At 69.5% G+C, this 11420-nt stretch carries 11 protein-coding genes; all 11 read right to left on the bottom strand.

The window, feature by feature from the left end:
- Positions 1 to 383 precede the first annotated feature (383 nt).
- Genes tyrS through argC form a run of 11 tightly spaced genes read right to left on the bottom strand, consistent with a single transcriptional unit; the run spans position 384 to position 11379 of the window.
- Positions 384 to 1658 (bottom strand): tyrosine--tRNA ligase, encoded by a 1275-nt coding sequence (gene tyrS / locus FG385_RS32035; RefSeq protein ID WP_139100555.1) that lies wholly within the window; start codon positions 1656 to 1658, stop codon positions 384 to 386.
- A 30-nt stretch (positions 1659 to 1688) separates the two neighbouring features.
- A complete protein-coding gene (locus FG385_RS32030) occupies positions 1689 to 2303 on the bottom strand; it encodes a DNA-3-methyladenine glycosylase (RefSeq protein WP_139100554.1) in 615 nt (204 codons plus the stop codon).
- Positions 2300 to 2902: a VOC family protein gene (locus FG385_RS32025; RefSeq protein ID WP_139100553.1), complete on the bottom strand. Its 603-nt coding sequence runs from the start codon at positions 2900 to 2902 to the stop codon at positions 2300 to 2302. Before FG385_RS32025 ends, FG385_RS32030 begins: the two co-directional genes overlap by 4 nt.
- 53 nt (positions 2903 to 2955) lie before the next feature.
- Entirely contained in the window at positions 2956 to 4359 is a 1404-nt protein-coding gene (gene argH / locus FG385_RS32020; protein ID WP_139100552.1) for an argininosuccinate lyase, read from the bottom strand.
- A gap of 5 nt (positions 4360 to 4364) precedes the next feature.
- A complete protein-coding gene (locus FG385_RS32015) occupies positions 4365 to 5564 on the bottom strand; it encodes an argininosuccinate synthase (RefSeq protein ID WP_139100551.1) in 1200 nt (399 codons plus the stop codon).
- Positions 5557 to 6150 carry an arginine repressor gene (locus tag FG385_RS32010; RefSeq protein WP_268815964.1) on the bottom strand — a complete coding sequence of 198 codons (594 nt, stop codon included), beginning with the start codon at positions 6148 to 6150 and terminating at the stop codon, positions 5557 to 5559. Before FG385_RS32010 ends, FG385_RS32015 begins: the two co-directional genes overlap by 8 nt.
- Positions 6147 to 7070, bottom strand: coding sequence for an ornithine carbamoyltransferase (argF, locus tag FG385_RS32005; RefSeq protein WP_139100550.1), 924 nt, complete (start codon positions 7068 to 7070; stop codon positions 6147 to 6149). The genes FG385_RS32010 and argF overlap by 4 nt, the downstream gene beginning before the upstream one ends.
- A gap of 1 nt (position 7071) precedes the next feature.
- On the bottom strand, positions 7072 to 8271 hold the full coding sequence (locus FG385_RS32000; protein ID WP_139100549.1) for an acetylornithine transaminase: 1200 nt from the start codon (positions 8269 to 8271) through the stop codon (positions 7072 to 7074).
- Entirely contained in the window at positions 8268 to 9197 is a 930-nt protein-coding gene (gene argB, locus FG385_RS31995; RefSeq protein ID WP_139100548.1) for an acetylglutamate kinase, read from the bottom strand. Before argB ends, FG385_RS32000 begins: the two co-directional genes overlap by 4 nt.
- Entirely contained in the window at positions 9194 to 10354 is a 1161-nt protein-coding gene (argJ, locus tag FG385_RS31990) for a bifunctional glutamate N-acetyltransferase/amino-acid acetyltransferase ArgJ (RefSeq protein ID WP_139100547.1), read from the bottom strand. The genes argB and argJ overlap by 4 nt, the downstream gene beginning before the upstream one ends.
- Positions 10351 to 11379, bottom strand: coding sequence for an N-acetyl-gamma-glutamyl-phosphate reductase (gene argC / locus FG385_RS31985; RefSeq protein WP_139100546.1), 1029 nt, complete (start codon positions 11377 to 11379; stop codon positions 10351 to 10353). Before argC ends, argJ begins: the two co-directional genes overlap by 4 nt.
- Positions 11380 to 11420: the final 41 nt, after the last annotated feature.

Genomic DNA, 11420 nt, shown 5'->3' with positions numbered 1-11420 from the left:
GATCAAACTCTCCAACAATGCATCGAAGAAAATCCGATCGACTCGAATCTCAAAGAAACCCAAAACAGGGCAAAAAAAACAAAACAAAGCTCTACTGGCTTAGTTCACTAGCACACTGTTGAGTTCTCAAACAACACGCAGAATTGTTTCTCTGCAGTTGAAGCTTTCTAGTTTGTGTCCTGGGCGGGCGTTACTCCACCGGTAATCCGGAGATTCTCTCGGGGGTTGACTCTCGTCCAGGCCAGGGCCACCCACTCTACCACACTTGGCGGGAGCTTGGTTCGTGGTCCCTCCGCCGCCCGGTCTCCCTGGCGACGAAGGAAAGATTACACCCGCCGGAACCCCCCTCGAACAGGGGGGTCACCCAACGATGAAACCCCTGGTCAGGGCGCCAATCGGACACCACCGGCGGTTCGCTTGCCGCGGCGCACCACGAGCCACTTCCCGTGCAGCGCATCGGCCGCGGACGGCCGCCATTCCTCGTCCGCGATCTTCACGTTGTTCACGTACGCGCCGCCCTCCTTCACCGCCCGGCGTGCCGCGCCTTTGCTGTCCACGAGCCCGGGCGCGAGCAGGAGGTCGACGATCGTGGGCTCGCCGGACAACCGGACTTCGCCCGTCGGGACCTCGGCCATGACGGCCTCGAGCGTCGGCTCGCCGAGTTCCCCCAGCTCACCCCGGCCGAACAGGGCCTGGCTCGCCAGCGTCACCTGCCGAGTCTGGTCTTCGCCGTGCACGAGCGTGGTCAGCTCCTCGGCAAGCTTCCGCTGCGCCGCACGCAGGTGCGGCTTGTCCGCGGTGAGCTGTGCGAGCTCGTCGATCTCCTCGCGCGAGAGGAACGTGAACATCTTCAGGTACGGCACCGCCAGATCGTCGGAAACGTTGACGAAGTACTGGAACCACGAGTACGGCGACGTCATCTCCGGGTCCAGCCAGAGGTTGCCGCCGCCGGTCGACTTGCCGAACTTGCGGCCCTCCGAGTCCGTCACCAGCGGGGTGGTGAGCGCGTGCGCCGTCGCGGCGTCCACCTTGCGGATGTAGTCGACCCCGCCGACGATGTTGCCCCACTGGTCCGAGCCGCCGACCTGCAGCTTCGTGCCGTACTTCCGGTGCAGCCGCAGGTAGTCGTAGGACTGCAGGAGCAGGTAGCTGAACTCGGTGTAGGACATCCCGTCCGCGGCGAGCCGCCGCTTCACCGTCTCCCGTGCGAGCATCACGTTGATCGAGAAGTGCTTGCCGACGTCGCGCAGGAAGTCCAGCGCGGAGACCTCGTCGAACCAGTTGAGGTTGTTCTCCAGGATCGCGCCGGTCGGCGAATCGTCGAAGTCGACGAACTTGGCCAGCTGCACGTTGATCTTCTCGAGCCGCTGTTCGGTGACCTCGCGGCTCACCAGCGTCCGCTCCCCGACGTCACGCGGGTCGCCGATCTGGCCGGTCGCGCCGCCGGCGAGCATGACCGGCCGGTGCCCGGCCCGCTGGAACCTGGCAAGCGTCAGCAGCAGCACGAGGTTCCCGGCGTGCAGGCTGTCCGCGGTCGGATCGAAACCGCCGTAGAGCGTGAGCGGGCCGGCGTCCAGGTCCTTCCGGAGCGCGTCGAGGTCGGTGGACTGCGCGATGAGCCCGCGCCAGGACAGTTCGTCGAGAATGTGTTCGCTCACGGGTTGATACTCCCGTACCTGGTCAACCGACTATTTCCCGGGTCGGCTCCGCCCGCCCGGCCGATAGGACGACACCGCGGGCGAGTCGATCCAGAACCGCCACGGCGTGTCCTTCGCCGCCGCCACCCCGACGCGCGGCCCGGTGCGGATGTCCTTCGCGCGGATCTCGTCTCCCATGAACAGCCGCACGGGCGAACCGGGATCGACGAGGTCCGCGCCGTTGTGCTCTGGCCCGATGCGGAGCGCGGAGGTCAGGCGGGCGGGGCCTTGTGCCAGTTCGTTTTCGCGGCGCGCCGCTTTCCGGCGTGCACGCGCCAGTTCCGTTCCGTCGATGACTTCGGCGGCGCGAAGCAGGACCGCACCTGCTTGGCCGTCCTCGCGGCCGACGACGTTCGCACAGAAGTGCATCCCGTAGACGAAATAGACGTACAGGTGCCCGGCCGGACCCCACATCACTTCGTTGCGCGGCGTGCGCCCGCGGTAGCAGTGCGATGCCGGATCGTCCTCACCCCGGTACGCCTCCACCTCGACCAGCCGCGCCGCGACCGTGCCCTCCGGTTCGGTGGTTTCGATCACCGCGCCAAGCAGCGTCCGCGCGAGGTCGAGCGGATCGACGGCGAGCTCCTCCCGCTTGAACAGCCTCACCGCAGCACCACGTGTCCGGCGAGGACCGCTTCGAGCCCTGGTTGTTCGCCCCGGCTGACTTCCAGCGTCTGGCCCAGTGCGGTGAGGTGCGCGGCGATCACGTCCGGCTCGGGATGGACGGCACGGAGCGCTTCCAGGCGCACCCCGTGGTCCAGGCTCCCGGCCGGATGGGGCGAGTCGTGCCAGTCGATGAGGAACGGGACCAGCCCGTCGCCGTCCGGCGGGAAGGCGAGCTCCCAGTCGAGGATGACGCCGTCGGGGCGGCGGCGGGACATCGGCACCGGGCCGGAAAACTCGTACCCCGCCCTGCCCGCTGCTTCGAGCGCCCCGGGCAGGCTCGGCACGCGCGCCGCCCAGGCGACCAAGCGCGGTGCCGTGAGCGCGTCAACGCCGAACGGGCGCGGCTCCTCCGGTTGCGGCTGCTCAGGGTCGGGACCGATCACCTCGAGATACGTCGCGCCGCCAAGCCCTGTCAGGAAGTTCCTGGTGCCGCGCCCGGCATGCGGTCCGCCCGGCGTCAGCGCGAGGCCCCGGGCGCGCAAGGCCGCCACCGTCCGTTCGAGGTCCGGTGTCGCGTATACGAGGTGATCGATGCTCACAAGTTCCCTGTGTACCTGAGCTTGCCGACCGCCGGGTCCGACGTGCCGGATCGTCAGCCGATCCACTCGCGGAACCTGGCGACCCGGTCTTCCAGACGGGCGAGCTGTTCGGCGACCCGCGCTGGGGCTGTGCCGCCGCGGGCGTCCCGCGAGGCGACCGAGCCTTCGACCGTCAGGACCTCGCGCACCTGGGGAGTCAAGGCCGGGTGGATCTTTTCCAGCTCCTCGTCGGTCAGGTCCGCCAGGCCCACGCCGCGAGACTCGGCCACCCGGACGCACTCCCCCGCCGCTTCGTGGGCGACCCGGAACGGAACCCCTTGGCGCACCAGCCATTCCGCGATGTCGGTGGCGAGGGTGAACCCGGCCGGGGCCAGTTCGGCGAGACGCTCGGTGTGGAACGTGAGGGTGCCGAGCATCCCGGCGATCGCGGGGAACAGCAGCTCCAGCTGCTCGACCGAGTCGAAAACCGGCTCCTTGTCCTCCTGGAGATCCCGGTTGTAGGCCAGCGGCATCCCCTTGAGGGTCGCCAGCAGGCCGGTCAGGTTGCCGATCAGCCGGCCGGATTTGCCACGTGTCAGCTCCGCCACGTCCGGGTTCTTCTTCTGGGGCATGATCGAACTGCCGGTCGCCCACGCGTCGTCGAGCGTGACGTAGCCGAACTCGGCCGTGTTCCAGATGATCACCTCTTCGGCGATCCGCGACAGGTTCACCCCGAGCATCGCGAGCGCGAACGCGAACTCCGCGGCGAAGTCCCGGGAGGCGGTGCCGTCGATGGAGTTCTCGACACTGGAGCCGAACCCGAGCTCCTTCGCCACCGCCTCCGGGTCGAGGCCCAGCGACGAGCCGGCCAGCGCACCCGAGCCGTAGGGCGACTCCGCCGTGCGGTTGTCCCAGTCCCGCAGGCGGCTCACGTCCCGCAGCAGCGCGTGCGCGTGCGCCAGCAGATGGTGCGCGAGCAGGACGGGCTGGGCGTGCTGCAGGTGCGTGCGCCCGGGCAGGATCGCGCCCGGATGCCGCTCCGCCTGCGACACCAGCGCATCCACGACGTCGAGGGCGCCCGCGGCCACCCGGCGGGCCGCGTCCCGCAGCCACATCCGGAACAGCGTCGCGACCTGGTCGTTGCGTGAGCGGCCCGCCCTGATCTTGCCGCCCAGCTCGCCGCCCGCCCGCTCCAGCAGCCCTCGTTCGAGGGCCGTGTGCACGTCCTCGTCCTCGATCGTAGGTGTGAAGGCACCGCTTTCGACGTCGGCCGCGAGCCGGTCGAGCGCGGCGAGCATGCCCGCCCGCTCTTCGTCGGTGAGCAGGCCGGCCCTGTGCAGCACACGGGCGTGCGCCTTCGAACCCGCGATGTCGTACGGGGCCAGGCGCCAGTCGAAATGGGTCGAGGCGGACAGCTTCGCCATCGCCTCGGCCGGTCCGCTGGCGAACCGGCCGCCCCACAGTGATACCTCGGCCATGAACCTCAGCTCTTCTGTACGCGCTTCGCGGCGATCTTGCTCGGCAGGCCCCACAGCTGCACGAAACCCTTGGCCAGCGACTGGTCGAACGTGTCGCCCTCGTCGTAGGTCGCGAGGTTGAAGTCGTACAGCGACTGCTCGCTGCGGCGGCCCGTGACCACCGCGGTACCGCCGTGCAGGCGCAGCCGGATCTCACCGGTCACGTGCTCCTGGCTCTTGGCGATGAACTGGTCGAGGGCGTCCTTGAGCGGCGAGAACCACAGACCGTCGTAGACCAGTTCGCCCCAGCGCTGCTCGACCTGCCGCTTGAAGCGGGCCAGCTCACGCTCGACGGTGACGTTCTCCAGTTCCTGGTGAGCGGTGATCAGCGCGATGGCGCCCGGCGCCTCGTACACCTCACGGCTCTTGATGCCGACCAGCCTGTCCTCGACCATGTCCAGCCGGCCGATCCCGTGCGCGCCCGCTCGCTTGTTCAGCTCCTGGATCGCTTCCAGCATCGTCACCGGCTTGCCGTCGATGGCGACCGGAACGCCCTTCTCGAAGCTCAGCACGAGCTCGTCGGGCGCACCGAAGTTCAGCGCCGGATCCTCGGTGTAGGAGTAGACGTCCTTCGTGGGCGCGTTCCACAGGTCCTCGAGGAAGCCCGTCTCCACCGCGCGGCCCCAGACGTTCTGGTCGATCGAGAACGGGGACTTCTTGGTCACGTCGATCGGCAGGTTCCGCTGCTCGGCGTAGGCGATGGCCTTCTCGCGGGTCCATGCGAAGTCACGGACCGGGGCGATCACCTTGAGGTCCGGCACCAGCGCGCCGAGGCCGACCTCGAAGCGCACCTGGTCGTTGCCCTTGCCGGTGCAGCCGTGCGCGACGGTGGTGGCGCCGTGGTACTTCGCGGCCTCGGCGAGGTGCTTGACGATGACCGGGCGGGACAGCGCGGAGACCAGCGGGTACCGGTCCATGTAGAGCGAGTTCGCCTGCAGGGCCGGCAGGCAGTAGCCCTCGGCGAACTCGTCACGCGCGTCGGCGACGACGGCCTCGACCGCGCCGCAGTCGAGCGCGCGCTGCCGGATCGTCTCCAAATCCTCGCCGCCCTGGCCGAGGTCGACGGCCACGGCGATCACTTCGGCCCCGGTCTCCTCGGCGATCCAGCCGATGCCCACCGAGGTGTCCAGCCCGCCCGAGTAGGCGAGCACTACCCGCTCAGTCATTCCCGTTCTCCTTACCATCCAGGTCCAAAGTAGACGACCGCTGCGCCAGTGCGGTGAACCGGTCGGCCAGGTCCCGTCCGGACAGCGGTTCCCTGGCTATCACCGCTACCGTGTCGTCTCCCGCGATCGAGCCGACGACCTCTTCCAGCGCCGCCCTGTCGATCGCGCTGGCGAGGAACTGCGCGGCACCGGGAGGTGTGCGCAGCACCGTGAGGTTGCCCGAGCAGTCCGCCGAGACCATCAGCTCGGCGAGCAGGCGCGACAGCCGGGAGGTGCCGCCCTGCACCCCGCGCACCGGGCTGCCGTCCTCCGGGATGACGTAGACCGGCGCCCCGGAATCCGCGCCCCTCAGCTTCACCGCGCCGAGCTCGTCCAGGTCTCGCGACAAGGTAGCCTGCGTGACCTCGACGCCCTCGGCGGCCAGGAGCTTCGCCAGCTCCGTCTGGCTGCGGATGGCCATCGTGGACACCAGCTCGGTGATCCTCGCCTGCCGGGCCGCCCGGCTGATGGACGTTCGCGCTGAAACCTGCGGGACACCCGCGCCCGGTCGGCCTTCATGAGCGAGGCTCCGCCGATTTTCGCTCATGAGTCCTCCAGTAACCACACCAACAACGCTTTCTGTGCGTGCAGCCGGTTTTCGGCCTCGTCCCATACCGCGCTCGCCGGACCGTCGATGACCTCGTCGGTGATCTCCCAGCCGCGGTGGGCCGGCAGGCAGTGCAGGACGATCGCGTCCGGTGCGGCCTGGGCGAGCAGTTCGGTGTTGATCTGGAGTGTCCGGAAGGGTGTCACGCGGTCGAGGCCGTCGTTCTCCTGGCCCATGGACGTCCAGGTGTCGGTGACCAGCACGTCCGCGCCCTCGACGGCGGCCTTCGGATCCGTGAAGACCGTGGCGCTGCCGCCGGTCTCCCCGGCGCGCTCCTTGGCCGCCAGCACGACGTCGGGCTGGGGCTGGAACCCCTCGGGCGTGACCACGCGGACGTTCAGCCCGGCCGTCGTGCCCCCGACCATCAGCGAATGCGCCATGTTGTTGGCGCCGTCGCCGAGGTAGGTCAGGGTGAGCCCGGCGAGCTTTCCCTTGCGCTCACGGATGGTCTGCAGGTCCGCGAGCACCTGGCACGGGTGGAACTCGTCGGTGAGCGCGTTGACCACGGGCACCGTCGCGGCCGAGGCCATCGCGTTGATGCGCTGCTGGGCGAAGGTCCGCCAGACGACCGCGTCGACATAGCGGGACAGCACCCTGGCGGTGTCCTCGATGGTCTCTTCGCGGCCCAGCTGCATCGAGCGGCCGTCGACGATGATCGGGTGGCCGCCCAGCTGGGCGATGCCGACCTCGAACGACAGCCGGGTGCGGGTGGAGTTCTTCTCGAACAGCACGGCGACCGACTTGGGGCCGGCCAGCGCCCGGTTGCCGAGCGGGTCCTTTTTCAGCTCGTCCGCGAGGTCGAGGACGGCAAGCTGCTCTTCGGGACTCAGGTCGTCGTCGCGGAGGAAGTGGCGGGGCATGTCAGTCCTTCGGGGTGGCGGTGTCGAGCACGGCGGGAAGCGCGGCGAGAAAGCCCTGGGCCTGCTCGTCACCGAGGATGAGCGGCGGGGCGAGGCGGATCGTATCCGGGGCGACGGGGTTGACCAGGTACCCGGCGTCCTGCGCTGCCTTCGCGACCGCCGGCGACACCGGCTCGCGCAACCCGATGCCGATCAGCAGGCCCGCGCCGCGGACGCCGCCGACCAGCGGATGTTTCAGCTCCTCGACTCCGGCCGCGATGTCCTTGCCCAGTGCGGAAACGTGGTCGTTGAGGTTGTCGCGCTCGATGGTCCGCAGCACCGCCAGCCCGGCCGCGCAGCACACCGGGTTGCCGCCGAACGTGGTGCCGTGCTGGCCGGGTTTGAACAGCTCCGCGGCCTCGCCGACCGCGATCGTCGCGCCCAGCGGCAGGCCGCCGCCGAGCCCCTTGGCCAGGGTGAACACGTCCGGGACGATGCCCGCCTGCTGGAAGGCGAACCACGTGCCGGTGCGGGCGATACCGGTCTGGATCTCGTCGAGGATCAGCAGCGCGCCGTTGTCCTTGGTGATCTCGCGCGCGGCCTGCAGGTACCCGCTCGGCGCGGGGATCACGCCGCCCTCACCGAGGATCGGCTCGAGCACCACCGCCGCGGTCTCACCGTCCACCGCGGTCCGCAACGCGTCGACGTCGCCGAAGGGGATGTGCGTGACGCCAGGCATGAGCGGTTCGAACGGCTCGCGTTTGCCCGGCTGCCCGGTGAGTGCGAGCGAGCCCATGGTGCGGCCGTGGAAGGCTCCTTCGCACGCGACGATCTTGGTGCGGCCCGTCAGCCGGCTGATCTTGATGGCCGCCTCGTTGGCCTCCGCGCCGGAGTTGACGAACAGGACCTTCGCGCTGCCGGTGAGACCCGCGACGTCCAGTAGCGCCTCGGCCAGTTCGACCGCGACCGGGTTCACGTACAGGTTCGAGGTGTGCCCGAGCTTGCTGACCTGTTCGGTCACCGCGCGGACGATCTCGGGATGAGCGTGCCCGAGCGCGTTGACCGCGATCCCGCCGAGCAGGTCGACATACTCATGGCCGTCGGCGTCCCAGACTCGCGCGCCCTGCCCGCGGACCAGGGTCAGCTGGGGGGTGCCGTAGTTGTCCATCAACGCGGACCGCCAGTGCCCCTGGCCGTCCATATTGGACGTTATCTGGTTCATGCCGTCTCCTGTTCGGGAAGGACCATGGTGCCGATTCCGCGGGAGGTGAAGACTTCGAGCAGGACGGAGTGCGCGATGCGGCCGTCGATGACGTGCGCGGCGCGGACCCCGCCGCGCACCGCTTTCGTGCAGGCCTCCATCTTCGGGATCATGCCGCTGGCCAGTGTCGGCAGCAGTTGCTCGAGCCGGTCGAGGCGGATGCGATCGACCAGCGACGAGCGATCGGGCCAGTTGGCGTACAGCCCTTCGACGTCGGTCAGCACGACGAGCTTCTCCGCGCCGAGCGCGGCCGCGAGGGCGCCCGCGGCGGTGTCGGCGTTCACGTTGTGCACGACTCCGTCGATGTCCGGAGCCACAGTGGAGACCACCGGGATGCGCCCGGCGTTGACGATGTCGAGCACGGCGTCCGGGTTGACCGAGGCGACCTCGCCGACCAGGCCTACGTCGACCGCCTCACCGTTGACCGTCGCGTGCTTGCGCTCGGCGATCAGCAACTGCGCGTCCTCGCCGGAGATGCCGACCGCGTACGGGCCGTGGGCGTTGATCAGGCCGACCAGCTCGCGGCTGACCTGCCCGACCAGCACCATCCGCACGACGTCCATCGTCTCGGGTGTGGTCACCCGCAGGCCGCCGACGAATTCACCGACGAGCCCCAATCGCTCGAGCATGGTGGTGATCTGCGGGCCGCCGCCGTGCACCACGACCGGATGCAGGCCGGCGAGCCGCAGGAACACCATGTCCTGGGCGAAGGCAAGCTTGAGCTCGTCGTCGATCATGGCGTTGCCGCCGTACTTGATCACGACGGTGGCGCCGTGGAAACGCTGCAGCCACGGCAGGGCCTCGATGAGCACGCCCGCCTTCTCCGCCGCGGTGGCGAGCCGTTCGTCGGCCGGGATGAGGGCCGGCGAGTTCTCGGAAGGGGTCATGAGGAGTACGCGCTGTTCTCTTCGACGTAGCCGTGGGACAGGTCGGTGGTGTAGATCGTCGCCGTGCCGGCCCCGATGCCGAGGTCGATCACGATCTCGATGACCCGGCCGGACAGGTCGGCCTGCGCGCGGTCGGCCGCCGTGGTGCCGTTCGCGAACAGGGTGACGCCGTTGATCGTGATCGACAGCGTGTCCGGGTCGATCTCGGCCTGCGCGCGGCCGAGCGCCATGGCGATGCGGCCCCAGTTCGGGTCGGAGCCGAACAGCGCGGTCTTGACCAGGTTGTCCTCGGCGACGGTCCGGCCCACGTTGATGGCGTCCTGCTCGCTGGCCGCCCCGTGGACGACGATGTCGACGTCCTTGGTCGCGCCCTCCGAATCGGCCCGCAGCTGGTAGACGAGATCGAGCGCGACCGCGGTGAGCAGCTCGGTGAAATCGTCGAGGCCGGGGCTGATGCCGCTGGCGCCCGAGGAGAGCAGGAGCACCGTGTCGTTGGTCGAGGTACCCCCGTCGACGTCGAGGCGGTCGAAGGTCACCCGGGCGGCGGCGCGCAGGGCGGCGTCGAGCGCGTCCGGTTCGAGCACGGCGTCGGTGGTGATGACCGACAGCATGGTCGCGAGGTTCGGCGCGAGCATGCCCGCCCCTTTCGCCATACCGCCGATACCCCAGCCGGCGATATGCGATTTGAAGCTCTGCTTGGGTTTCGTGTCGGTCGTCATGATCGAGGTGGCTGCCGCGAGCCCGGCCTCCGGCGTGACGGCGAGCGCCTCCGCCGCGGTGTCCACTCCGGACAGGACGGCATGCATCGGCAGCCGCTCGCCGATCAGCCCGGTCGAGCACACGGCGATCTCGATCGCGCCGGTGTCGAGCACCTTCGCGACCTTCTCGGCGGTGGCGTGCGTGTCCTGGAAGCCGCCGGGCCCGGTGGCCGCGTTCGCACCGCCGGAGTTGAGCACGACGGCACGCAACCGCCTGTGCCGCAGCACCTCCTGCGACCACAGCACGGGCGCCGCCTTGATCACGTTGCGGGTGAACACGCCCGCGGCCGCCTGCTCGGGGCCGTCGTTGACGATCAGCGCGAGGTCGAGGGCGCCGGAATCCTTGATCCCGGCCGCCACACCGGCGGCCCGGAATCCCTTCGGTCCGGTGACGGTCACGGGGCCACTCCTACGGTGGAAAGTCCGGTGGTTTCGGGGAGGCCGAGTGCGATGTTCATGGACTGGATCGCACCGCCCGCGGTCCCCTTGGTCAGGTTGTCGATCGAGGTCACCACGATCAGCCGGCCCGCGTCGGCGTCGACGGTCACCTGGATCTGCACGTTGTTCGAACCCAGCGTCGCCGCGGTGGCCGGCCACGCGCCTTCGGGCAGCAGCTGTACGAACGGCTCACCGGCATAGGCCTTCTCGTAGACCGCGCGGGCAGCGGCACTGTCCACTTCGGATGCCAGCGGCGCACTGGCCGTGGTCAGGATGCCCCGCGGCATCGGCGCGAGAACGGGTGTGAACGACACGGTGACCCGTTCACCCGCGACCGCGCTCAGGTTCTGCGCGAACTCCGGCGTGTGCCGGTGCACGCCGCCCACCCCGTAGGCACTCGCCGACCCCATCACCTCGGCACCGAGCAGGTGCGGCTTCAGGCTTTTGCCCGCGCCGGAGGTGCCGGTGACCGAGACGACGGACACCTCGGGCTTCACCAGCCCGGCGGCGAGCGCCGGCGCGAGCGCCAGCGAGCCACCCGTCGGGAAGCAGCCCGGCACGGCGATCCGCTTGGCACCGGCGAGCTTCTCGCGCGCCCCCGGCAACTCCGGCAGCCCATAGGGCCAGGTGCCCGCGTGGTCACCGCTGTACCAGCGCTGCCAGTCGGCAGGGTCGGCCAGCCGGTGATCCGCGCCGAGATCGACGACGAGCACGTCCGGCCCGAGTTCCGCGGCGACCGCTCCCGAATGACCGTGCGGCAACGCGAGGACCACGACGTCATGCCCGGCGAGAGCCTCCGCCGTGGTCTCGCGGAGGACCCGGTCGGCCAGCGGGGCCAGGTGTGGCTGATGCTGCCCGAGCGGGGTGCCCGCACTGCTGGCAGCGGTCAGCGCCCCGATTTCTGCTTCCGGGTGCGCCAGCAGCAGGCGCAGGAGTTCCCCGCCCGCGTACCCGCTCGCCCCGGCCACCGCGACCTTCACCGTCATACGCATGATTATGCACGTCGGCGCAAGTTCAATCAATCGGG

Origin of the sequence: Amycolatopsis alkalitolerans, from assembly GCF_006152065.1 — a bacterium.
In the GTDB taxonomy this organism is placed as follows: Bacteria; Actinomycetota; Actinomycetes; order Mycobacteriales; family Pseudonocardiaceae; genus Amycolatopsis_E; species Amycolatopsis_E alkalitolerans.
This window is presented reverse-complemented; position numbering and strand designations above follow the sequence as displayed.